We start from the raw sequence: 21,197 nt of genomic DNA on the forward strand, positions 1-21,197 counted from the left end.
CCCAGCAGTCAAAACGGAAAAGAAACATGACGGGCACGGACAATCAGGCAGCAGGCAATCGGATGACGGGAGCGGAGATCGTCCTCCAGGCGCTGAAGGACAACGGCGTCGAGCATATCTTCGGCTATCCGGGTGGCGCAGTGCTGCCGATCTACGACGAGATCTTCCAGCAGGACGAGATCAAGCACATTCTCGTCCGCCATGAGCAGGGCGCCGGCCATGCGGCCGAAGGCTATGCCCGCTCAACCGGCAAGGTCGGTGTCTTGCTTGTTACTTCCGGTCCGGGTGCGACGAATGCCGTCACGCCGCTGCAGGACGCCTTGATGGATTCGATCCCGCTCGTCTGCCTCACCGGCCAGGTTCCGACCTCGCTGATCGGTTCGGATGCCTTCCAGGAGGCCGATACGGTCGGCATCACGCGCCCTTGCACCAAGCACAACTGGCTGGTCAAGGACGTCAACGATCTCGCGGCGATCATTCACGAAGCCTTCCGCATCGCGCAGTCGGGCCGCCCGGGTCCCGTTCTCGTCGACATTCCGAAGGACGTCCAGTTTGCCACCGGTACTTATACGCCGCCTGCGGCCCATGCGATCCAGAAGAGCTACCAGCCGAAGATCCAGGGTGATCTCAACCAGATCCATGCGGCGGTCGAGATGATGGCGAGTGCACGGCGTCCGATCATCTACACCGGCGGCGGCGTCATCAACTCCGGCCCCGAGGCGACCAAGCTTCTGCGCGAGTTGGTCGAGCTGACGGATTTCCCGATCACCTCGACGCTGATGGGCCTCGGCGCCTATCCGGCATCAGGCAAGAACTGGCTGAAGATGCTCGGCATGCACGGCTCCTACGAGGCGAACATGGCGATGCATGACTGCGACGTTATGGTCTGTATCGGCGCCCGCTTCGACGACCGCATTACCGGCCGCATCACTGCCTTCTCACCGAACTCGAAGAAGATCCATATCGACATCGACCCGTCCTCTATCAACAAGAACGTTCGCGTCGATCTTGGCATTCGCGGCGATGTTGGAAGCGTTCTGGAAGACATGGTCCGCTTGTGGCGGGCTCTGCCGAAGAAGCCGGAGAAGAGCCAGATCGCCGATTGGTGGGCCGATATCACGCGCTGGCGGGCGCGCAACTCCTTCGCCTATACCAAGAACAACGATGTCATCATGCCGCAATATGCGCTGGAGCGCCTCTATGCGCTGACCAAGGATCGCGACACCTACATCACGACCGAAGTCGGCCAACACCAGATGTGGGCAGCGCAGTTCTATGGATTCGAGAAGCCGAACCGCTGGATGACTTCGGGCGGCCTCGGCACCATGGGCTACGGCCTGCCGGCAGCGCTCGGCGTGCAGATCGCGCATCCGGAAAGCCTCGTCATCGACATTGCCGGCGACGCCTCGATCCAGATGTGCATCCAGGAAATGTCGACGGCGATCCAGTACGAAGCGCCGATCAAGATCTTCATCATGAACAACCAGTACATGGGCATGGTTCGCCAGTGGCAGCAGTTGCTGCACGGCAATCGCTTGTCGAACTCCTATACGGAAGCGATGCCCGACTTCGTCAAGCTCGCCGAAGCCTACGGCGCCGTTGGCCTGCGTTGCGACAAGCCTGACGATCTGGACGGCGCAATCCAGGAAATGATCGACGTGAAGAAGCCGGTCATTTTCGATTGCCGTGTCGCCAATCTCGCCAATTGCTTCCCGATGATCCCGTCGGGAAAGGCTCACAACGAAATGCTGCTGCCGGACGAAGCCACGGACGAGGCGGTCGCCAATGCGATCGACGCCAAGGGCCGTCAGCTCGTTTGATATCAAGGTAGAGGAAACCCAAGACCATGAACGCACACCTTCAGCCGACGGGCTCTGCCTACTTCATCTCGCCCGAGACGGCGGCGGTCGAAAGCCATACGCTTTCGGTCCTCGTCGACAACGAGCCGGGCGTCCTTGCCCGCGTCATCGGCCTGTTCTCTGGCCGCGGCTACAACATCGAGAGCCTGACCGTCTCCGAAACCGAGCACCAGGCGCATCTGTCGCGTATTACCATCGTGACGCGCGGCACGCCCCATGTCCTCGAACAGATCAAGGCTCAACTTGAGCGCATCGTTCCTGTTCATCGGGTGGTCGATCTGACGGTACGCGCCCGCGAACTCGGCCAGGAGCGTCCGATCGAGCGCGAAGTGGCGCTCGTCAAGGTCATCGGTACGGGCGAGACCCGGGCCGAGACGCTCCGGCTCGCGGATGCCTTCCATGCGAAAGTGGTCGATGCCACGGTCGATCACTTCATCCTGGAGATCACCGGCAAGTCCTCGAAGATCGACCAGTTCGTCTCGATCATGAAGCCGCTCGGCCTCATCGAGGTTTGCCGCACCGGTATTGCCGCGATGAACCGCGGCCAGCAGGGGATGTAAGCCAATACAAGTACCGGACGCCAGGGCGCCCGGTACTTCTCCCATTCCGGCAATCCGGTGACAATCCGAGCGATCTATTCGGCGGCGACCAAGGCGATATCGGATCCTGCATTCGCCTGAAGGACCTTGGCGCGGACAGGCTCGAGCGCCGCAAGGACCTGTTGGCGTAGCCAGACGTGCCCGGCGTTGCGGTCGGACGAGGTGTGCCATCCAAGCGAGATGTCATAGGGCGGGATGTCCACCGGTCCTGGGCTGATGGCGAGGCCGAACACCGGCGCCCAGGCACGGGCGAAGCTTGCTGGCACGGCGGCAAGTACGTGCGTATCCCGAACCAGGATCGGCAGCGTGAAGAGGTGCGGCGTCGTCACTGCTGCGCGTCGTTTCAATCCACGCTCAGCTAGCACTTCGTCCACAAGGCGGCAGCGGCCGTCCTTGCTGACGATCACGGCCTGCGGGGTCGCGAGAAAAGTCTCGAGGTCGATCATGCCGGAGCGGCCGGTTGTCTCGGGATTGCTGAGGATGACATAACGCTCGGACCAGAGCTTGCGGCGTTTATGGAGTTCGTTGCCGGTTTCCACCTTGCCGATCGCGAGGTCGATCTCGCCGCTGTCCAGTAGATCCGCGGGATAATCCTGGTCGAGCGACCGTATCACGAAATTGACATGTGGCGCCTGCTCGCGAACGGAAGCGAGAAGCGGCGGCATCAACAGGCTTTCGAGATAGTCGGTCATTCCGAGCGTGAAGGTTCGCTCGTCCGTTGCCGGGTCGAATTGCTCCGGCTCGATCAGGCGGGACTGGATCGTGCACAGGATGCCGCTGACGGTCTCCGCGAGTTCCTGCGCCCGTGGCGTTGGTTCGATCCCACGCGCCGAGCGAACAAACAGTTCATCCGATAGAAGCGCGCGCAGGCGGCCGAGATTGTGGCTCAAGGCGGATTGGGATGTGCCGATACGCTGCGCCGCCCGCGTGACGTTGCGCTCGCTCATCAGGGCATCAAAGGCAACCAGCAGGTTCAGGTCGAACTTCAATATATGAGCGTGATCGATCGACATCATGATTTCCATCTGTTGGATTTCTGAATGCGGCAGAGATATCTGTTTGGTCGATGATAATCAACCGAATTGAGGAATTGCGCTCATGAAGTCTCTCTTTGAAGTCTACGACCTTCGCGGCCAGAAGCTTCGTAACCGTGTCGTCATGGCTCCGATGACCCGGGCCAGGGCGAAGGACGGTATCGCCGACGAGCAGACCGCCCAGTATTATCGCCAGCGCGCCGGCGCCGGTCTGATCGTTTCCGAGGGAACGCCGATCTCGCAAGAGGGAACGGGTTTCGCCTTTATCCCCGGCATCTGGTCGGACGATCAGGTTCGCGGCTGGCAGGGCGTGACGAAGGCCGTGCACGAGGAAGGCGGGAAGATCTTTGCGCAGATCTGGCACGTCGGCCGCATGTCGCATACCTCTCTTCAGCCGGCTGGCGGCCAGCCGGTCAGTTCCAGCGCCAAGCCGGCGCGCGACGATAAGAGCACGGCCTACGCGTTCAACGACGAAGGTGTTGCCGGTTTCGTTGAAGCCAGCGTGCCGCGACCGCTTGGGACTGACGAGGTCGCAAGGGTCGTAAACGACTTTGCGAATGCTGCGGCCAATGCCGTTGCCGCCGGATTTGACGGCGTCGAGATCCACGGTGCCAACGGTTATCTCCTGGAGCAGTTTCTCAATACTCTGATCAACGACCGCACCGACCGATATGGCGCAGGCAACGTCGAAGACAGGACGCGCTTCGTGCTGGAGATTGTCGACGCGGTGGTGGCGCGGATTGGTGCCGAGAAGGTCGGTATCCGGCTTTCGCCGTTCGGCAAGCTGTTCGACATGCCGCACCATCCTTTGATCGAGGAAACCTACCTGCATCTTGCGACTGCGCTTGCTGAACGCAAACTTGCCTATGTGCATCTGAAGGATCAGGGGCTTGCCAGCGCTCCGGCTCTTTCGAGGGATTTTCTGCGCAAGTTCCGCGAGAGCTATTCGGGCACGCTTATTCTTGCCGGTTCTCTCGACAAGCGCCGTGCAGAGCAGTTCCTGCAGGACGGCCTTATTGATCTCGCTGCTTTCGGCCAGCCGTTCATCGCAAATCCCGATCTGGTCGAGCGATTGCGGCGGGACCTGCCGTTGGCGACGCCGAACCGTGAGACGTACTACGGCGGTGGCGCCGAAGGGTACACTGATTATCCGGTATATGGGGGTAGCCCCGACATAAAAGCCGCCTGATCGCGGCCCTTGCCGGCACTAGTGCCAACCCGCGCCATCAAAATCCGCTGGAGATCAGAGCATCTCCAGCGGCCTTTTTCTTGCCGGAGGCGGGAAAGCGGCATCGAGCGCCGCCCAGTCCTCGTCGGTAATGTCGAGCGAGACTGCGTCCCGGTTTTCGGCGGCGCGGGCAGCGTTCGACGTTTTCGGGATGACGATCACGCCGTCGCGTTCCAGCAGGAAGGCAAGTGCCACCTGCGCCGGCGTTGCCTGATAGGCCTTGGCGACGCGGATCAGTTCCGGATGATGCAGAATGCGCCCCTGTTCGATCGGTGAATAGGCCATGATCGGGATCCGACGTTCCTGACACCAGGGCAGCAGATCATATTCAACGCCTCGGCGTGACAGGTTGTAGAGAACCTGGTTGGCTGCGACGTTCCCTCCGGCGGGAACGGTCCGCAGTTCCTCCATGTCGTCAGCATCGAAGTTGGAAACACCCCAGGCGCCGATCTTGCCGGATGCTTTCAGTTCCTCGAAAGCCTGGACGGTAGCAGCGAGCGGATGGTCGCCGCGCCAGTGAAGCAGATAGAGATCGATCCGATCCGTGCCGAGACGCGATAGGCTACGTTCGCAGGCTGCGATCGTTCCCGTCCGGGTGGCGTTCCAAGGATACACCTTGCTGACGAGAAACACCTCATCCCGTCTGCCCCGGATCGCCTCGCCAACGATCTTCTCCGCGCCGCCGTCGGCATACATTTCCGCGGTATCGATCAGCGTCATCCCGAGATCGAGGCCTGCGCGCAGGCTTTCGATCTCGCTCCTGGCCTCGGAAGATCTCTCTCCCATGTTCCAGGTGCCCTGGCCGATGGCTGGAACCTCTGCACCATTGGGAAAGCTGATGGTTGGGATGGCGTCGTCTCGCATGATGGTCGTTCCGGTTTTCGAAGAAGATTGGGAGGCGCGCCAATCTTTCAACCAATCGTGTCACCATGACAATGATAGCATGGAGCGGTGGATTTAGGTCAGTTAGATTGACCTAAATCGAAAAGTCCCGCCGGACCAACCGCGGGCCTCCGGGAGGTCTCATGCCGCTGGATACATTTCTGGCACTCGTCCTGTTTGCCTTTACCACATCGATAACGCCTGGCCCCAACAACATGATGCTCTTCGCATCGGGCGTGAATTTCGGTTTCCGGCGCACCGTTCCGCATATGCTGGGGATCGGGGCAGGGTTCTTCTCGCTGCTGATCGGCGTCGGATTCGGGCTTGGGGCGCTGCTGCATGCGGTGCCGGCTCTCTATCTGACGCTGAAATTTGCCGGTGGCGCCTATCTTGCGTGGATCGCCTGGAAGATTGCGACTTCACGGTCGCTAGACGAAGGCAAGAGCGGTGTCAGCCCGATGTCGTTCCTGTCGGCGGCAGCCTTCCAGTGGGTCAACCCGAAGGCATGGGTCATGGCTGTTACCGCGATGGCGACTTACACGATCCCGAATATCTACTTTGCGAGTGTTTTGATCGTTGGCTTCGCTTTCGCGCTGGTCAATCTGCCGAGCGTGTCGACCTGGGCGGGGTTCGGCTCGGCTCTGCGTGATTGGTTGTCGGATCCCGTCCGGCTCAAATGGTTCAACATCACCATGGCCGTGTTGTTGGTGCTCAGCCTTTGGCCGATGCTGAAATAGAGCTTGCGGCAGGCTTCGACGACATCCTGAGTGGGGCTTGGCGCTCCGGCTACAAGCGCTTAAAGATAAGCCGCCCATTGGCGGAGGATTATCTCGTGCACGACGACGATCACCATCACGACCACGACCATGACCATGACAACCGCTATACCGACATGCAGGCGCGGGTGAGGGCGCTGGAGACGGTTCTGACGGAGAAGGGACTGATCGATCCGGCGGCGATCGATGCGATCGTCGAGACCTACGAGACCAAGGTCGGCCCACGAAACGGTGCGCGTGTCGTCGCCAGGGCATGGAACGATCCTGAATTCGCGGAGTGGCTGCGGCGCGGCGCGACGGCGGCGATCGCGAGCCTTGGCTATGCCGGGCGTCAGGGCGAGCACATGCGCGCGGTGTTCAACACGGACGAGACGCATAATCTCGTCGTCTGTACGCTTTGCTCCTGTTACCCCTGGTCGGTCCTCGGCCTGCCGCCCGTGTGGTACAAGGCCCCCGCCTACCGTTCGCGGGCAGTTATCGATCCGCGCGGGGTGCTGGCCGAATTCGGCGTGACCTTGCCCGAGGATAAGAAGATCCGCGTATGGGATTCGACGGCGGAGCTCCGCTATCTGGTCATTCCGGAGCGGCCGGCGGGCACGGATGGATGGAGCGAGGAGCAGCTTGCAGATCTCGTCAGTCGCGATGCGATGATCGGAACGGGATTGGCTGCCGCGCCAGGAGATGCGGCATGAACGGCCCGCACGACCTTGGCGGTCAGATGGGTTTCGGCCCTGTCGCGCCCGAAAGGGACGAGCCGTATTTCCATGCGGAGTGGGAGAAGCGTGCGCTCGGCCTTACGCTTTCCAGCGGCGCCTTTGGCGCCTGGAATATCGACGAGAGCCGGCATACGCGCGAAAGCATTCCACCGGCGAGTTATCTTGGCGCGAGCTACTACGAGATCTGGACGCGGGCGCTGGAGGTGCTGCTGCGGCGCCATGGCTTTGTGACGGCCGAGGAGATCAACGCCGGTCACAAGCAAATGGATGGCGCGACGCCGAAGCGTGTCCTGAAGGCCGACATGGTGGCAGGCGTGCTCGCCAAGGGTGGTCCCTGCGACCGACCGGTGGCGACGCCGCCACGCTTCTCCGTGGGGGACAGTGTTCGAACCAGGAATTTCAATCCGACGACACATACGCGGCTGCCGCGCTATGCACGCTCAAAATTGGGCGTGGTAGAAGCTGTTCAAGGCTCCTTCGTCTTCCCCGACGACAACGCCCATGGGAAGGGCGAGAACCCTCAATGGGTCTATACGGTCTTGTTCGACGGCGGCGAAATCTGGGGTGAGGGAGCGGATCCGACGCTCTGCATCTCGATCGATGCCTGGGAGAGCTATCTTGAGCCAGTGTGAGACGCGGTCGCCGCTGGCGCAATCGCCGCAGCTGCCGAAATCGCCCGATGGAGAGCCGGTCTTTCCTGAGCCATGGGCTGCGGAAGCCTTCGCGATAACAGTGCATCTGCACGAACGGGGCCTGTTTACGTGGAACGAATGGGCTGAGACGCTATCACGGGAATTGCACCAGCCCGGCCGCGCCGAAGACGGCCGCGACTATTTCGATTGCTGGGTGGCGGCGCTTTCGGCAATTCTCGTCAAACTCGGCGTCGCTGACGCCGACATGATCCTCGATCTGCAGAAGAGTTGGCAGCGGGCGGCGGAGGCGACGCCGCACGGCAAGCCGATCGAGCTTGCCAACGACCCGCTGCGCTGAGGCTTACGACGGAAACTGCCTGTAGCATTCCTCGGCGACTTTTCTCAGCACATCGCGCGGAATCTCGCCGGTAACGGCGTAGCCGAGTTCGCCGTCGATCCAGTAGAAGGTTTCGACATTGCCCGATGACGCGAAGCGGAAACTGGTCGACCTGTTATCAGCCTTGCGCCCGACGAGGACCGTCAGTCGTTCGCCGGCCGGATCCTCGTACATGAACATTGCACCCGGCCTGCCCTCGACGGGCAACAGTCGCCCGCCGACCAGCTTGAAGCCGAGTTCCTGCAGGTTCGGAACCCGCAAGTTTTGAATGGCAAGCCGCTTGCCGAGCCAGGTCGCCAGATGGGCTTCCTCATTGGCAAAGACCTCGACGGGATGGCGGACTTCACCGGCATAAACCAGGAAGGCGTTGCGGGCTTCGTTGGGCAGGGTTTCGAGTTCCGTCAGTTGCAGATCCGGTTTTTGAAACAGTGCTGGGCCGTAGTGGCCGCTCAAGGCTCCCAGGCCGAAAGCCGCTATGATCGCAGCCACCGCCGCCAGGCGCTTCGGCCAGTTTGCTGGGCGTGTCCGGCCAGTGACGAGCGCTATGTCGGCGTCCGTGGATTTTTCATAGTCCGCGAAAAGCGATCGGATCTCGGCATTTTGCGCGGACCATTCCGCCACTCTGGCTGCATCGCCCGGATTGTCAGTGAGCCACGCCTCGATGCGTGCGCGGGCCTGCTCGGGAAGCTGCCCGTCGGCAAAGGCGTGAAGATCCGCTTCGGTCACGGTCTGGTTGATCTCGTTCATTTCGGTCTCCGAAGCGTAATGACATTGTCTGCCTTCATGCGCTCTCCCATCCGTTGGCGTGCGCGTGACAGGCGCGACATAACCGTGCCGATCGGGATGTCGAGTGCGGTCGCAACCTCCTGATAGGTATAGCCTTCGATGACAATCAACATCAGCACAGCGCGGTTTTCTTCCGAAAGGCTATTTAATGCATCCTCCAGCCGCGATCGCTCGAGCGGATCGGGAGCGGGATCGACGGATACGATGTCCTCGGCGCCATCGAGTTCCACGAACGGCGCGCGACCCGTCTGGCGACGGCTGTTGCGATAGAGGTTCGTCATGATCGTCAGCACCCAGCCGCGCAGGTTCAGCCCCCGCCATTGTCCGTGACGGGCGAGCACCTTCTCGAGGCAATCCTGCAGCAAGTCTTCCCCGTCTGCATCGGAGCGGGTGAGGCTCCGCGAGTAACGCCTGAGCGAGGGAAGGAGGGCCAGGATCTGGCCCTCGAACGTGTCGTGACCTGGTGCCTTCACGTCGCTTCGCTCACTGTTTGACGAGATCCCAATTGCCGCCGACACCGTCACCGGTGATATCGCCCATCTTCTTGTCCTTCACCCAGAAATAAAGCGGCATGCCGTCCTTGGCCCACTGCTTGCTGCCGTCTTTCCGTTCGACAATCGAATATGCACCCTCCGGCTTCGCGTCGCTAGCGGCCTTCAGCGGCGGCCAGTTCTTGGCGCAATCGTCGTAGCAATTGGAGACACCCATCTTATCCTTCTTGAAGGTATAGAGGGTCATGCCGTTTTCGCCGGCAAGAACCTCGCCCTTGGTGGACTTTACGGCCTTGACGGGCGGGGCCGCAAATGCGGACGTTGCGGCGGCGGATGCAATGGCAAAGGCGATCAGCATCTTTGCGGATTTCATGGGCTCTCTCCTCACGTGTAGGGCACGCTTGATTGCGTTGCCTGACATGAGACACCATCGATGCCGATTTTATTCCCTTTCGATTGCCCGCTTGCGCGGATTTCAGGGTTGCCTATGTCAGGCGAATCCTGCCAAGTCGATCCACGATGCAATTTGCTCCGCAACAAGATGAAGCCCTCAGGGCCGTTTCCCAATGGCTGAAGGAAGGGCGGACACCGCTTTTCCGTCTGTTCGGCTATGCCGGTACGGGCAAGACGACGCTTGCGCGGCATTTCGCGGAGTATGTGGATGGTGACGTACTGTTTGCCGCGTTTACGGGCAAGGCGGCCCAGGTGCTGCGGTCGCGCGGCGCCAGCAACGCGAAGACCATCCATTCGCTGATCTATCGTCCGCGCGGCGAGGAGGCTGTCGAGGACGAGGAGACGGGCAAAACTTCCATTGCGCCGATGTTTTCCATCAACCGTCAGAGCCCAGTCGCCAAGGCTGCGCTGATCGTGGTCGACGAGTGCTCGATGGTGGACGAGGCTTTGGGCCGCGACCTGATGAGCTTCGGCACACCGATCCTGGTGCTTGGAGATCCGGGGCAGCTGCCTCCGGTGTCGGGCGGCGGCTTCTTCACCAATCAGGAACCGGACTATCTGCTGACGGACATTCACCGCCAGGCGCGCGATAATCCGATCATCCAGCTTGCAATGCAGGTGCGTGAGGGCAACGAAGTCAGCTACGGAGACTACGGTACCGCGCGGGTCATCTCGAAGGGCGAGGTGAACCAGTCGCTGGTCCTCGATGCCGATCAGGTGCTCGTCGGCACGAATCGCACGCGACGCCGATACAATCAGCGTCTTCGCGAGCTGAAGGGTTTTGCGACCGAATATCCGCAAACGGGCGACAAGCTTGTCTGCCTGCGCAACGATCCGGCAAAGGGCTTGCTCAACGGCTCACTTTGGCAGGTGATGACGTCGTCCAAGGAGACGACGAAGCCTGGCATCAACCTGCTGGTCCGGCCCGAGGATGACGACATGGATCGCGGCGCGGCGAAGATCAAACTGCTGAAGCAGGCTTTCGAGGATGTCGAGGGTGAGATTCCCTGGAACACGCGCAAGCGCTACGACGAATTCGACTACGGCTATGCACTGACGGTGCACAAGGCGCAGGGTTCGCAGTGGAACAACGTCGTGTTGTTCGATGAAAGCTGGGCATTCCGCGATACACGCGAACGGTGGCTCTATACAGCGATCACGCGCGCGGCGGAAACCCTGACGATTGTGCGCTAGGCGATTTTCCGGGGGCGTCAGACCTGGACGACGCCGAGCATGACGGCCTTGGCTATGGCTTGAAAACGATTGTTGGCGTGGAATTTCTGGATGATGCCGGCCTCAAGTGACTGTGCATCGTCATTTCGAAGGTCGAGGGTGCGCGCAATACGCTGCGTGGAAAGCCCTGCCGCCATCAGCGCCAGGCACCGCAACTCCTGATCCGTGAGCATCGAGCCGCTCTGATTATCGTTGAGAAGCTGCTCCTCGGCTGCCTCGCGGTCGAGCAGGTCGCTCACCTGCTGCATCTGCCGATGCAATGTGGACATTTCCGCGCTGAGTTCGCGTTTGCGGGTCACGAGCGCGTCACGAAACAGAGCCTCGGCAGCCTCCTGCGAGTCGGCTTCTATGAGGTCGCTCATCAAATCCTGGATCACAGCAACCGCCATTCCAGCCTCGCGGCAGGCGTTGATGACAGCCATGCGCATCACGTCGCCCGGTTCATAGACGCGCATCAGGCCGATTCGGCTGGCCGAAATGAGCCCTTTTTCCTCATAGAAGTGGAGTGTGCGGTGGGTGACGCCAAAGGCATTGGCCATGTCGGCGATCGGAACTCGCCCGCGGGGCAAATCTGCGGGGCGGAGCGCCGCAGAAGGAAGAAAACGGTGCCGCGCTCGTGTTTGTGTCGCGAGGTCTGACGTGAAATCCTGCTTGTAACCTTCTGCCATGGTCCCTCCCGTTGTGCTCATTGTGCGTCTGCAAATTGCAAAAAGGGTGCGGTTGAGTGGGGTTCCTTCTTGATCGTTCCTGTTCAGGCATCAAAGCAACTGGCGGTGTTTGCTTCGATATCGCGAGCTTACGTTACTCGTGATTGACGTATTTTGTTAGTATCAAATTTAGTGACTTTTAATTTACAGCGCAATCCGGCGGGAAAGCTGCCCCAGGTGACGCGTTTCTCGCGAGAAATCAGCGCTGGAGAAACGCTTGATCGTTTAAAGCGCGAAGAACAAACCAGATCTACATTCAGCCGCCGCGTTGACGGACCAAACGCTCGCGTCATCACAGATTCACATGCATCCATGTACGAATCTCGTTGGCCGATGCCGACTCGTTGGCTTAGAAACGATCATCCTTCGCTTCAGTGGAATCCCGCCATGCAGACTACGCTTTCCGTCAATCTCAATGCCGTCGCGATGCTGCGCAACCGCCGCGATCTTCCATGGCCCAGTGTAGAGGGGTTGGGGCGGATTGCGCTGCAATCCGGCGCGAGCGGATTGACGGTCCATCCGCGACCCGACCAAAGACACATCCGTTTCTCGGACCTGCCCATCATCCGCAATCTGATCGATGACGAATTTCCAAACGCCGAATTCAATATCGAGGGCTATCCCACCGAGGAGTTTCTCGATCTCTGCGTTGGGGTGGCACCCGAGCAGGTCACGCTGGTTCCGGACGACCCCTCACAGGCGACCTCTGATCATGGCTGGGATTTCCGCAAGCACCGCGATTTCCTGACTGATGTCATTGCGCGGCTGAAGAAGATGGGCACGCGCGTATCGCTGTTTGCCGATGGCGATGGGGACGCCGAGGCCGTCGCGATTGCCAAGGCGGTCGGTGCTGACCGGATCGAGCTTTATACGGGGCCATATGGCGGCTGCTACGATGCGCCTGAACGGGTAGGGCCAATCCTCGAGGCGCTAGGTGAGACAGCGGACGCGGCGCTGGCGATCGGCTTGGGCGTCAATGCGGGGCACGATCTGACGGTTGCGAATTTGCCACCGCTCTTAAAGCGCATTCCGAAACTCGCGGAAGTGTCCATCGGGCACGGGCTGACGGCGGACGCGCTGGAATTCGGCATGGCCGAAACGGTTCGGCGGTTCTGCCGCGCATGCGGCCAGAAGATCTGAGAACTGCATGAGTGAGCCCGCTCCGGTGGTGCGAAGCGGGCTTTATCGACCGACTCAGGCCGTGAGGGCGGTCTTGTGTGCGACGAAGAAGCCCTTGAGCGTTTGAGGCTTGTTGCCAGTCAGCGTCTCGTAATCCGCCGTTACCAGATCAAAGTTGCCGGCGCGGATGTTGGCGTCGGCTGAGACCAGCATGTCCGCGACGAAATCGGGAAGACCCGCGCCGCGAATGCCTTGGCCAAGCTGCTCATCCGTGACGCTGACGGCCTTCAACGGCCTTCCAACCGCATCGGAGAGGACCGCGGCGATCTGGTCGGCGCTCAGCGATTCGGCTCCGGTCAGCGTATAGGTCGCGCTTTCATCGCTGCCGGAGGCAAGGGACGCTGCGATTGCCCGCGCGCAGTCTTCGCGCGAGATGTTCGCAACCTTGCCGCCGTCGCTGCTCGTGTACCAGTTTCCCGACTGGAGATTGTGCGGCATGCCATGGAGATAGTTGTCCATGTACCAGGCATTCCGAAAGATCGTGTAGGGGATGTCAGTGGCCTTCATGGCATTCTCGGTGCCAAGATGATCGGGTGCAAAGGTCACCAGAGATTTATCGGGCGAGGGCATCGAGGTGTAGGCGATGTGCTTCACGCCTGCCTTGGCTGCCGCGTCCACTGCCGCTTTGTGCTGCTTGAGACGTAGGCCGGGGACGGCGAGTGCGTCGGTGCTGATGATCAGCAACCGATCGACGCCCTTGAAGGCAGATTCGAGCGAGGCGGCGTCGTCGAAATCGGCCTTGCGGGTGATGACACCCTTTGTGGCAAGGTCCGCGAGTTTGGCCGGATCGCGCGTCGCGGCGATGATATTTGCCGCTGGAACCTTTTCGGTCTCAAGCAGGTGATGGATGATCCGCTGGCCGAGTTGGCCGGCCGCACCCGTGATGAGAATGGTCTCGCTCATGTGTCTTTCCTCTAGGTTTGCTGTTGGTCTCAAAAAGAGAGAAGCTCTAGATTAGGAATTGACTGCGCGCTGTAAAGAAGGCAGTTTTTTGGCTCTACGTTACCAAAAGGGAACCAAGAATGAGTGGCGCCGTCGTCAACCTGAAGAACAAGGCCCCCGGCATTCGTCGAGACGTCGATCTCAGCAACCTCGACTTCAACAATTGCCCGGTCCGGGACATGATGCAGCAGATTGGCGGCAAGTGGTCGACACTGATGCTCGAGGCGCTGTCGCAACGTCCGTATCGCTTCGGCGAATTACGGCGGATGATTCCGGATATCTCGCAGCGCATGCTGACACAGACCCTAAGGGATCTGCAGCGTGACGGTTACATCGAGCGGGAAGTGTTTCCGACGAAACCGCCGAGCGTCGAGTACCGGATGACTGATCTCGGCCGCTCGCTTTACAGCACGCTCGCCTTGCTACTGAACTGGGCGGAGGCAAACCATGACGCGGTTCGCGCCGCCCGGCTCCGATTCGATTCAGCCAGCCTCTGAGACTGCCTGCCGGCCGCGGCCTTCCGTCAGGAACAGAAGGAACGCAAAGGCTGGGAAGCAGAAGCCGATCCACGCGGTCATCGTCCAGCCGCCGGTCGCGTAGGCCCAGCCGCCCACGGCGGATCCGATCGCACCGCCCGTAAAGAACGTCGCCATGTAGAGACCGTTCAGGCGGCTGCGATGCTCGGCGCTGATCGCGTAGACGGCTCGCTGGCCGCAGACCAGATTGGTGGTTACGCCGAAATCAAGCAGTATTGCTGCAGCGGTCAGCAAAAGCAGCGCCGTCAGCGACCCATCGGTTGCGAACTGGCTGATGAGAAAGGCCGACATTCCAAGCAGCATCGCTAGCGTCGAGGCAGCCTTCGTCAGTCCGCGATCGGCGAGCCGCCCGGCAATTGGCGACGCAATGGCACCAGCCGCGCCAGCCAGCGCGAACAGGGCGATGCCATTCTGCGTCAGCCCGAACTCAGGGCCTGCGAGCAGCAGGGGCGTCGTGGTCCAGAATAGGCTGAACGCACCGAACATCCCGGCCTGGTAGAGCGCGCGACGCTGAAGAATGCGCGAATGGAGGGCAAGATCCGCCATCGAGGCGAGCAGTCTGCCGTAGCTCAGTCTGGTGTGGGGAACACGGACCGGAAGGTTGGCTCTCAGGATGACAACGAGCGCGATCATGAGCGCCGCGGTCACGAAGTAGACCATGTGCCAGGAGGTTGCTTCGGCAACGAAGCTGGCGAAGGGCCGCGCCAGCATGATGCCACAGAGCAGGCCGCTCATGACGTTGCCGACGACGCGGCCGCGCGTAGCGTCCGGCGCCATGTGGGCGGCAAAGGGAACAAGTACCTGGACGGCAACGGATGCAAGGCCGATGCAGAGCGACGCTAGTAGAAACATCATCGGTGTCGAGGACAGTGCCGCGCCGACCAAAGCAACCGCAGAGATGGCGATCAGCGTCAGCACAAGTCTGCGGTTTTCCAGGAGGTCGCCGAGCGGAACGATCAGCAGAAGGCCGAGGCCGTAGCCGATTTGCGTCAGGGTGACGATCAAGCCGGTTGCCGCCGGAGTGAATCCGAGGGATGCGCTGATCGGGCCGGCAAGCGGCTGGCCGTAATAGAGATTGGCCGCGACCAGTCCGCAGGCGGCCGCAAAAAGAAACGTCATTAAAGGCGAGATCGTCTGCGGCGCGACGGTTTCCCGCGTGGTGGTCGAAAGGCTCATATTAGGCTCCGGGGCTATCGGATCATCAAAAAGGTTGCGCGTGAGGCGGGTCGGTCGCAACCCGATTTACGCAAGAAGTTTCATTGCAATCTCGGCGACAGCGACCATTTCTTCCTCGCTACGCCCCGTTTTGCCAACCACTCGCATTCCATTGGTCACGCAAAGCAGGGTACGGGCGGTGGCGGCGACGTCAACGTTCGCGGCGATCGAGCCGTCGCTTTGGCCGAGGCGGAGGAGATCGCGGATCAGCGCCTCGTTGGCTGCAAACGCAGCCGCGACACGGTCTGCGGCCTCTTCGTCGAAAAGCGCCAGGTCGTTCGCACTGCTGACGACAAGACAGCCGCACCGACCGGAGGCACCATGCGAGGAGAGCGCATAGTGGGCCAAGACTTCGCGGATCTTCTCACGGCCGGTTGCGGCCTTCGCCATGCGTGCGTCCAGAAGGCCGCGACGAACAGCGCGGTATCGGTCGAAGGCTGCGAGGAATATGCCGCGCTTGTCCTTGAACGCCTTGTAGACGCTGCCGGAGGCAAGGCCCATGGCTTCGGTAAGCTCGCTGATCGACGCGGCATGATAGCCGCGCTCGGAAAATACCTGGAGCGCCCTGTCGAGCGCTGCGTCGCGATCGAATTCGCGCGGTCTGCCGCGTGTCCTGATCGTTTCAGTGAGGGTCGCCGTGGTCATGGTCGACTTAATTAGGAAATGATCGTTTCCAAATCAAGGGAAACTTTTGCGACGCAGCAAATCAGAGATCAAGAACCCAGGTTTGGCCGTTTTCCTCAGGGCCGAACATCCGGTGTCTCCCCTCGGAGACAAGGCGGAAACCGGCCTTCAAATATATGCCGCGCGCGGCATGCAGGATGTCGTTCGTCCATAGCGATATCTGTCGATACTGCTTTGCCCTGGCAAAGCGAATGCATTCGTCGACCAGCATCTTGCCGAGTCCGAGGCCGCGCGCCGCCTTGTCCACATAGAGCAGGCGAAGCTTCGCAACGCCATCGCCACCATTGGTGACAAGGATCGAGCCGACGTTGATGCCTCCACGCTCGGCAATCCAGCAATACTCCTTCGACGGATCGAAATTCGCCAGGAACTTGCCGGCGACCTCTGCAACGAGGCCCTCGAAGCGCATGTCCCAGCCGTATTCCCCGGCGTAAGCCTTGCCCTGGCTTTGGACGATCCAGCCGATGTCGCCGGGCCGGTGTGCGCGGATGATCAAGGGTGGGCGCGCGGCCTCGGGATCCAATAGCCCCCGAATGGCACTCATCGCGGCTACGACGCTTTGCGGTTCGCCGTCGACGAGGTTAGCGAAGCGCTCTGCTATCTGAGTGTTGGAGCGACGGCCCAGTTCCTCGAATTGATCATGTCCCTTGGTGGTGACGTTGATGATTTGACTGCGCAGGTCGTCGGGATCGGCCGTTGTTTCAATCAGGCCATTGGAGCGGAAGCGTTTGAGAATTCTGCTGAGATAGGCGGGGTCGAGTTGCAGGTCGCGTGCCAACGCGACCGCGGTGACGCCCTTGCGCGAGCCGATCTCGAAGAGGACGCGCGCGTCCGTCAGCGTGAAATCGGTGTCGAGGTAGGCCCGGTTCAGGACCCCCAGGAAGCTCGTGTAGAAACGATTGAAGTCGCGGGCAGCGTCGATCAAGCCAGGGTCAGACATGGACAAAACCTCCTGATAGGAGATTTTGTCCTGCTTTTATTTGACTGAGTCAACTAATTTGTTGACTCAAGCAGCCGCGATCACGCGTGCTTGTTCGTCGCCAAGTGCGAACTCGACGGCGGCGCGAGCATGGATCTCGGTTGTGTCGAAGCCCGGCAGCGGCAGATGCTTCGGGTCAAGGATCAGGCAGATTTCCGTGCAGCCGAGAATGATACTGTCCGCGCCCTTGGCGCGCTCGCGTTCGATGATCTGCATGAGCTTGTCGCGCGAGCTGTCGAGCACCTTGCCGGCGCAGAGCTCATTGAAGATGATGTCATGGACGGACGTGCGGTCGGCGGCTTCGGGAACCACGACGTCAACGCCCAGGCTCTTCATGCGATTGGCATAGAAACCGTGTTCCATGGTGTATCGTGTGGCGAGCAGGAGCGGGCGCTTGCGCCCGGCTGCCTTCAGAGACTTCGCGGTCTCGTCGATGATGTGGATCAGCGGCACGGAGATGCGGGAGGCGACCTGATCGGCAATCAGATGCATCGTGTTCGTGCAGATCAGCATGCAGCGGGCGCCGGCAATCTGCAGGTGCAGAGCCACGTCGCCGAGCCGGCTTGCTGCAGAGTCCCAGTCACCCGCCTTCTGCATGGAGACGATCTCGTCGAAATTGATGGAATGCATCAGGAGGTCAGCCGACGTGAGCCCGCCGCGGCGCTCGCGTACCATTTCATTGATCAGGCGATAGTAGACCGCCGAGCTTTCGAAGCTCATTCCGCCAATTAGTCCGATTGTCTGCATTTTTGTTATGCTCCCGTCTGGAATTTCGTAGTGGCGAGATCATGCATCGAACCTCGCGCAAATGGTTTGCTTTCTTTGTCTCAAACTCTTCATTGGCGCTGCATTTTTGCGTATAATCTCCAAACTGCGCAAACTGCAGCCGTGAAATTTCCGAGGCACCATGCTTGATGACCGCGATCGACGAATCCTAGAATATTTGCAGACCGATGCGGGCATTTCGGTGACGGAGCTTGCTGAAAGGGTCGCACTATCGGTCTCTGCCTGTTCTCGCCGCATCCAGCGGCTGGAGGAGAGCGGCCATATCGCGCGGCGGATCGTGGTGCTTGACCGCGAGAAAATGGGCGTGCCGACGACGGTATTTGCGCTGATCAAGACGGCACACCATGCCGACGAGTGGATCGAGGCGTTTCGCCGGGCGATCAGCAGCATACCGGAGATCGTCGAGGCGCATCGGCTTACCGGCAACCACGACTATATTCTGAAGATCGTGCTCCCACGCGTCGAGCACTACGACGTGATCTATAAGCAGATCGTCCGCAAGATCGAACTCTTCGATGTGTCCGCGTCCATATCGATGGAATTGCTGAAAAGCGGGACATCGATCCCTGTTGCCTATGCAGACTGATTGACCCCGACACCAAATTGAGCATTCGTGACTACCGCCTAGAGCAGGCGAGCTATGCCCAAACAGTGATTGAAAGCCGCGCGCGACCAACGACATTGGCTATAGCGAAGTGGCACGGAAAGGCAGCTCATGAGCGAACACCATGTTGTGGTTGTCGGCGGCGGCTTCGGCGGCCTGCAGTTGGTCAACGATCTAAAGGGTGCGGGCATCCGGATCACGTTGATTGACCGGCGCAATCATCATCTCTTCCAACCGCTCCTTTACCAGGTGGCGACGACAATCCTTTCCACCTCTGAGATCGCCTGGCCCATTCGCCATCTCTATAGCGACCGCCAAGACGTGACGACGTTGCTGGGCGAAGTCGTCGGTGTCGATACTGACGTAAAGGAAGTTTCTTTACGCGACGGCACTACGTTGCGTTATGACACGCTCGTCCTCGCCACGGGAGCAACGCACGCCTATTTCGGGCGAGACGACTGGGAGGCGGTGGCCCCCGGTCTGAAGACGCTGGAGGATGCAACGACGATCCGCCGGCGCATGTTGCTCGCATTCGAGCGGGCGGAGACCGAGACCAATCCTGCCGTGCGCGACGCATTGTTGACCTTCACTCTCGTCGGCGCCGGGCCGACGGGGGTCGAGCTTGCCGGGATCATCGCCGAGCTTGCACGCAAGACCCTGCCGCGCGAATTCCGCAATATCGATACGCGCAAGACACGGGTCGTGCTGGTCGAGGCGGGGCCGTGCGTGCTTCCGACCTTTGCCGAGGAGCTTTCCGATTATGCCAGCAAAGCCCTCCAGGAACTCGGCGTCGAGCTGCATATCGGCGAGCGTGTCCTGGAGTGCACGGCAGACGGTGTCGAGACGAGCGAGGAGTTCATTCCGAGCCGCACGATCGTCTGGGCTGCAGGCGTACAGGCATCGCCCGCAGCCAAGTGGCTCGGTGTTCCGGCCGATCGAGCAGGGCGCGTCGTCGTCGAGAAGGATTTGACGGCACCGGAGCATCCGGATGTCTTTGTTGTCGGCGACACGGCTTCCGTCATTCGGGAAAGTGGCGCTCCCGTCCCGGGGATCGCGCCTGCGGCCAAACAACAAGGCGCTTATGTCGCAAAGGTCATCCGCGCGCGTCTTGCGGGAAACCCTGCGCCCGCACCGTTCCGCTATCGCCATCAGGGCAGTCTTGCGACGATCGGTCGAAGCGCGGCCATCATCGATTTCGGTCGGATCAAGCTGAAAGGCTGGATCGCCTGGTGGATATGGGGCATCGCCCACATCTACTTCCTGATCGGGACGCGTTCGCGTTTTGCCGTGGCTTGGAGTTGGCTCTGGATTTACCTGAGCGGCCAGCACAGCGCGCGGTTGATCACCCAGAAGGAAACGATGCGCGACGATAGCAGCGCATAGAAAGGGCGGCTCAAGGCCGCTGGCTCAAGGCCGCCCTTTCCCATTATCAAGCTGCCAGCGAGGCGATGTCGATGACGAAGCGGTAACGAACGTCGCTCTTCAGAACGCGTTCATAGGCCTCGTTGACCTGCTGGATGTTGATCGTCTCGATCTCGGAGACGATGTTGTGCTTGCCGCAGAAGTCCAGCATTTCCTGGGTTTCCTTGATTGAGCCGATCATCGAGCCGGAAATGCTCTTGCGGCCCGGGACCAGCGAAAATGCATGAACCGGGACCGCGTTTTCCGGGATGCCGACGACCACAAATGCACCGTCCACCTTCAGAAGGCCAAGATAAGCGTTCCAATCGATCTCGGCGCTGACCGTGCAGATGATCAGGTCAAATGTACCGGCAAGCTTCTTGAACGTCTCCTCGTCGCTGGTCGCATAGTATTCCTTGGCACCGAGCTTGAGGCCGTCTTCCTTCTTGGAAAGGCTCTGCGAGAGGACGGTGATGTCAGCACCCATGGCCGCGCCGAGCTTGACGCCCATGTGACCGAGGCCGCCCATGCCGACGATTGCGACCTTCTTGCCTGGTCCGGCATTCCAGTGACGCAGCGGCGAGTAGAGCGTGATGCCGGCGCAGAGCAGCGGGGCCGAGGCGTCGAGCGGAAGGTTGTCCGGAATGGACATGACGTAACCTTCCTTGACGACGATCGAGTCGGAGTAACCGCCTTGAGTGCGCGTCTTGCCATCGGCTTCGAAGTCGTTGTAGGTGCCGACCAGGCCGGGCATATATTGTTCGCGGTCGAGGTCGCGGGCTGCACAGCCGACGCAGCTGTCGACGAAGCAGCCAACGCCGACACGGTCGCCGGCCTTGAATCTGGTGACGGCCGAGCCGACGGCCGAGACGATGCCGGCGATCTCGTGGCCCGGCACGATCGGATAGACCGCATTCTTCCATTCGTTGCGGACGGTGTGGATGTCCGAATGGCAGATGCCGGCGAACTTGATGTCGATCACGACGTCATCGGCATTGGGTTCGCGGCGCTCGAAGGTGAAGGGCGTAAGCGGCTTGGACGCGTCGGTGGCAGCATAGCCTTTTGCAATGGCCATCTG

At 60.6% G+C, this 21,197-nt stretch carries 24 protein-coding genes; 12 read left to right on the forward strand and 12 right to left on the reverse strand.

The genetic code is table 11. The features are described 5' to 3' along the window. Window positions 1-26 precede the first annotated feature (26 nt). Window positions 27-1,820, forward strand: coding sequence for an acetolactate synthase 3 large subunit (locus tag AF71_RS25305; protein ID WP_018858673.1), 1,794 nt, complete (start codon window positions 27-29; stop codon window positions 1,818-1,820). 26 nt (window positions 1,821-1,846) lie between these two features. After that, the gene (gene ilvN, locus AF71_RS25310; RefSeq protein ID WP_018858672.1) at window positions 1,847-2,419 is read left to right on the forward strand and encodes an acetolactate synthase small subunit; all 573 of its coding nucleotides are present in this window, start codon (window positions 1,847-1,849) and stop codon (window positions 2,417-2,419) included. Between the two features lie 74 nt (window positions 2,420-2,493). On the opposite strand, the gene AF71_RS25315 is transcribed toward ilvN, so the two are convergent. After that, entirely contained in the window at window positions 2,494-3,471 is a 978-nt protein-coding gene (locus AF71_RS25315) for a LysR family transcriptional regulator (RefSeq protein WP_018858671.1), read from the reverse strand. An 85-nt stretch (window positions 3,472-3,556) separates the two neighbouring features. On the opposite strand from AF71_RS25315, the gene AF71_RS25320 reads away from it, so the two are divergent. Beyond that, a complete protein-coding gene (locus AF71_RS25320) occupies window positions 3,557-4,681 on the forward strand; it encodes an alkene reductase (RefSeq protein WP_018858670.1) in 1,125 nt (374 codons plus the stop codon). Between the two features lie 54 nt (window positions 4,682-4,735). On the opposite strand, the gene AF71_RS25325 is transcribed toward AF71_RS25320, so the two are convergent. Further along, window positions 4,736-5,584 carry an aldo/keto reductase gene (locus AF71_RS25325; RefSeq protein WP_018858669.1) on the reverse strand — a complete coding sequence of 283 codons (849 nt, stop codon included), beginning with the start codon at window positions 5,582-5,584 and terminating at the stop codon, window positions 4,736-4,738. Window positions 5,585-5,745: 161 nt separating this feature from the next. Between AF71_RS25325 and AF71_RS25330 the strand changes: the two genes are divergently transcribed. From AF71_RS25330 to AF71_RS25345, 4 genes are all read left to right on the forward strand, one after another. Further along, window positions 5,746-6,339 carry a LysE family translocator gene (locus AF71_RS25330; RefSeq protein ID WP_018858668.1) on the forward strand — a complete coding sequence of 198 codons (594 nt, stop codon included), beginning with the start codon at window positions 5,746-5,748 and terminating at the stop codon, window positions 6,337-6,339. A 95-nt stretch (window positions 6,340-6,434) separates the two neighbouring features. Beyond that, the gene (gene nthA / locus AF71_RS25335) at window positions 6,435-7,070 is read left to right on the forward strand and encodes a nitrile hydratase subunit alpha (RefSeq protein ID WP_026371980.1); all 636 of its coding nucleotides are present in this window, start codon (window positions 6,435-6,437) and stop codon (window positions 7,068-7,070) included. Beyond that, window positions 7,067-7,726 carry a nitrile hydratase subunit beta gene (nthB, locus tag AF71_RS25340; RefSeq protein WP_018858666.1) on the forward strand — a complete coding sequence of 220 codons (660 nt, stop codon included), beginning with the start codon at window positions 7,067-7,069 and terminating at the stop codon, window positions 7,724-7,726. Before nthA ends, nthB begins: the two co-directional genes overlap by 4 nt. After that, window positions 7,713-8,084 carry a nitrile hydratase accessory protein gene (locus AF71_RS25345; protein ID WP_169683746.1) on the forward strand — a complete coding sequence of 124 codons (372 nt, stop codon included), beginning with the start codon at window positions 7,713-7,715 and terminating at the stop codon, window positions 8,082-8,084. The genes nthB and AF71_RS25345 overlap by 14 nt, the downstream gene beginning before the upstream one ends. Window positions 8,085-8,087: 3 nt before the next feature. Here the strand turns inward: AF71_RS25345 and AF71_RS25350 are convergent, their stop codons facing one another. Genes AF71_RS25350 through AF71_RS25360 form a run of 3 tightly spaced genes read right to left on the reverse strand, consistent with a single transcriptional unit; the run spans window position 8,088 to window position 9,773 of the window. After that, window positions 8,088-8,870: an anti-sigma factor gene (locus tag AF71_RS25350; protein WP_018858664.1), complete on the reverse strand. Its 783-nt coding sequence runs from the start codon at window positions 8,868-8,870 to the stop codon at window positions 8,088-8,090. Continuing rightward, on the reverse strand, window positions 8,867-9,382 hold the full coding sequence (locus AF71_RS25355) for an RNA polymerase sigma factor (RefSeq protein WP_113471414.1): 516 nt from the start codon (window positions 9,380-9,382) through the stop codon (window positions 8,867-8,869). The genes AF71_RS25350 and AF71_RS25355 overlap by 4 nt, the downstream gene beginning before the upstream one ends. A 10-nt stretch (window positions 9,383-9,392) precedes the next feature. After that, on the reverse strand, window positions 9,393-9,773 hold the full coding sequence (locus AF71_RS25360) for a hypothetical protein (RefSeq protein ID WP_018858662.1): 381 nt from the start codon (window positions 9,771-9,773) through the stop codon (window positions 9,393-9,395). 146 nt (window positions 9,774-9,919) lie between these two features. Between AF71_RS25360 and AF71_RS25365 the strand changes: the two genes are divergently transcribed. Continuing rightward, a complete protein-coding gene (locus AF71_RS25365; protein WP_018858661.1) occupies window positions 9,920-11,047 on the forward strand; it encodes an ATP-dependent RecD-like DNA helicase in 1,128 nt (375 codons plus the stop codon). A 17-nt stretch (window positions 11,048-11,064) separates the two neighbouring features. Here the strand turns inward: AF71_RS25365 and AF71_RS25370 are convergent, their stop codons facing one another. Beyond that, entirely contained in the window at window positions 11,065-11,754 is a 690-nt protein-coding gene (locus tag AF71_RS25370; protein WP_018858660.1) for a MerR family transcriptional regulator, read from the reverse strand. Window positions 11,755-12,180: 426 nt separating this feature from the next. On the opposite strand from AF71_RS25370, the gene AF71_RS25375 reads away from it, so the two are divergent. After that, window positions 12,181-12,933 (forward strand): pyridoxine 5'-phosphate synthase, encoded by a 753-nt coding sequence (locus tag AF71_RS25375; protein ID WP_113471416.1) that lies wholly within the window; start codon window positions 12,181-12,183, stop codon window positions 12,931-12,933. Between the two features lie 54 nt (window positions 12,934-12,987). Here the strand turns inward: AF71_RS25375 and AF71_RS25380 are convergent, their stop codons facing one another. Further along, entirely contained in the window at window positions 12,988-13,875 is an 888-nt protein-coding gene (locus AF71_RS25380; protein WP_169683747.1) for an SDR family oxidoreductase, read from the reverse strand. Between the two features lie 119 nt (window positions 13,876-13,994). Here AF71_RS25380 and AF71_RS25385 point away from each other — a divergent pair, with 119 nt between their 5' ends. Then, the gene (locus AF71_RS25385) at window positions 13,995-14,411 is read left to right on the forward strand and encodes a helix-turn-helix domain-containing protein (RefSeq protein WP_018858657.1); all 417 of its coding nucleotides are present in this window, start codon (window positions 13,995-13,997) and stop codon (window positions 14,409-14,411) included. On the opposite strand, the gene AF71_RS25390 is transcribed toward AF71_RS25385, so the two are convergent. The 4 genes from AF71_RS25390 to AF71_RS25405 all read right to left on the reverse strand — a co-directional run bounded on the left by AF71_RS25390 (window position 14,397) and on the right by AF71_RS25405 (window position 18,075). Continuing rightward, on the reverse strand, window positions 14,397-15,626 hold the full coding sequence (locus AF71_RS25390) for an MFS transporter (protein WP_112661148.1): 1,230 nt from the start codon (window positions 15,624-15,626) through the stop codon (window positions 14,397-14,399). The two genes, AF71_RS25385 and AF71_RS25390, sit on opposite strands and share 15 nt — an antisense overlap. Before the next feature lie 66 nt (window positions 15,627-15,692). Then, complete coding sequence (locus AF71_RS25395) at window positions 15,693-16,310, reverse strand: TetR/AcrR family transcriptional regulator (RefSeq protein WP_018858655.1); 618 nt, start codon at window positions 16,308-16,310, stop codon at window positions 15,693-15,695. Window positions 16,311-16,371: 61 nt separating this feature from the next. Continuing rightward, entirely contained in the window at window positions 16,372-17,289 is a 918-nt protein-coding gene (locus tag AF71_RS25400) for a helix-turn-helix domain-containing GNAT family N-acetyltransferase (protein ID WP_018858654.1), read from the reverse strand. A gap of 66 nt (window positions 17,290-17,355) precedes the next feature. Continuing rightward, window positions 17,356-18,075, reverse strand: a complete 720-nt coding sequence (locus AF71_RS25405) for an aspartate/glutamate racemase family protein (RefSeq protein WP_169683748.1) — start codon at window positions 18,073-18,075, stop codon at window positions 17,356-17,358. Window positions 18,076-18,235: 160 nt separating this feature from the next. Between AF71_RS25405 and AF71_RS25410 the strand changes: the two genes are divergently transcribed. Both AF71_RS25410 and AF71_RS25415 read left to right on the forward strand, forming a co-directional pair. Then, complete coding sequence (locus AF71_RS25410) at window positions 18,236-18,700, forward strand: Lrp/AsnC family transcriptional regulator (RefSeq protein WP_018858652.1); 465 nt, start codon at window positions 18,236-18,238, stop codon at window positions 18,698-18,700. A 129-nt stretch (window positions 18,701-18,829) separates the two neighbouring features. Continuing rightward, window positions 18,830-20,101, forward strand: coding sequence for an NAD(P)/FAD-dependent oxidoreductase (locus AF71_RS25415; protein WP_169683749.1), 1,272 nt, complete (start codon window positions 18,830-18,832; stop codon window positions 20,099-20,101). Between the two features lie 46 nt (window positions 20,102-20,147). On the opposite strand, the gene AF71_RS25420 is transcribed toward AF71_RS25415, so the two are convergent. Next, on the reverse strand, window positions 20,148-21,194 hold the full coding sequence (locus AF71_RS25420) for an NAD(P)-dependent alcohol dehydrogenase (RefSeq protein WP_169683750.1): 1,047 nt from the start codon (window positions 21,192-21,194) through the stop codon (window positions 20,148-20,150). Window positions 21,195-21,197: the final 3 nt, after the last annotated feature.

The sequence above is a fragment of the Rhizobium sp. 57MFTsu3.2 genome (genome assembly GCF_012932765.1).
GTDB classification, from domain to species: domain Bacteria; phylum Pseudomonadota; class Alphaproteobacteria; order Rhizobiales; family Rhizobiaceae; genus Rhizobium; species Rhizobium altiplani.

Excerpts from the sequence above, each read along its gene's own strand:
- AF71_RS25380 (WP_169683747.1), bottom strand. The coding sequence starts at position 13,875 with ATGAGCGAGACCATTCTCATCACGGGTGCGGCCGGCCAACTCGGCCAG.
- AF71_RS25420 (WP_169683750.1), bottom strand. The coding sequence starts at position 21,194 with ATGGCCATTGCAAAAGGCTATGCTGCCACCGACGCGTCCAAGCCGCTT.
- AF71_RS25370 (WP_018858660.1), bottom strand. The coding sequence starts at position 11,754 with ATGGCAGAAGGTTACAAGCAGGATTTCACGTCAGACCTCGCGACACAA.
- AF71_RS25385 (WP_018858657.1), top strand. The coding sequence starts at position 13,995 with ATGAGTGGCGCCGTCGTCAACCTGAAGAACAAGGCCCCCGGCATTCGT.
- AF71_RS25405 (WP_169683748.1), bottom strand. The coding sequence starts at position 18,075 with ATGCAGACAATCGGACTAATTGGCGGAATGAGCTTCGAAAGCTCGGCG.
- AF71_RS25410 (WP_018858652.1), top strand. The coding sequence starts at position 18,236 with ATGCTTGATGACCGCGATCGACGAATCCTAGAATATTTGCAGACCGAT.
- ilvN (WP_018858672.1), top strand. The coding sequence starts at position 1,847 with ATGAACGCACACCTTCAGCCGACGGGCTCTGCCTACTTCATCTCGCCC.
- AF71_RS25325 (WP_018858669.1), bottom strand. The coding sequence starts at position 5,584 with ATGCGAGACGACGCCATCCCAACCATCAGCTTTCCCAATGGTGCAGAG.
- nthB (WP_018858666.1), top strand. The coding sequence starts at position 7,067 with ATGAACGGCCCGCACGACCTTGGCGGTCAGATGGGTTTCGGCCCTGTC.
- AF71_RS25395 (WP_018858655.1), bottom strand. The coding sequence starts at position 16,310 with ATGACCACGGCGACCCTCACTGAAACGATCAGGACACGCGGCAGACCG.
- AF71_RS25390 (WP_112661148.1), bottom strand. The coding sequence starts at position 15,626 with ATGAGCCTTTCGACCACCACGCGGGAAACCGTCGCGCCGCAGACGATC.
- AF71_RS25375 (WP_113471416.1), top strand. The coding sequence starts at position 12,181 with ATGCAGACTACGCTTTCCGTCAATCTCAATGCCGTCGCGATGCTGCGC.
- AF71_RS25415 (WP_169683749.1), top strand. The coding sequence starts at position 18,830 with ATGAGCGAACACCATGTTGTGGTTGTCGGCGGCGGCTTCGGCGGCCTG.
- AF71_RS25305 (WP_018858673.1), top strand. The coding sequence starts at position 27 with ATGACGGGCACGGACAATCAGGCAGCAGGCAATCGGATGACGGGAGCG.
- AF71_RS25360 (WP_018858662.1), bottom strand. The coding sequence starts at position 9,773 with ATGAAATCCGCAAAGATGCTGATCGCCTTTGCCATTGCATCCGCCGCC.
- AF71_RS25330 (WP_018858668.1), top strand. The coding sequence starts at position 5,746 with ATGCCGCTGGATACATTTCTGGCACTCGTCCTGTTTGCCTTTACCACA.
- AF71_RS25315 (WP_018858671.1), bottom strand. The coding sequence starts at position 3,471 with ATGTCGATCGATCACGCTCATATATTGAAGTTCGACCTGAACCTGCTG.
- AF71_RS25400 (WP_018858654.1), bottom strand. The coding sequence starts at position 17,289 with ATGTCTGACCCTGGCTTGATCGACGCTGCCCGCGACTTCAATCGTTTC.
- AF71_RS25350 (WP_018858664.1), bottom strand. The coding sequence starts at position 8,870 with ATGAACGAGATCAACCAGACCGTGACCGAAGCGGATCTTCACGCCTTT.
- AF71_RS25320 (WP_018858670.1), top strand. The coding sequence starts at position 3,557 with ATGAAGTCTCTCTTTGAAGTCTACGACCTTCGCGGCCAGAAGCTTCGT.
- AF71_RS25365 (WP_018858661.1), top strand. The coding sequence starts at position 9,920 with ATGCAATTTGCTCCGCAACAAGATGAAGCCCTCAGGGCCGTTTCCCAA.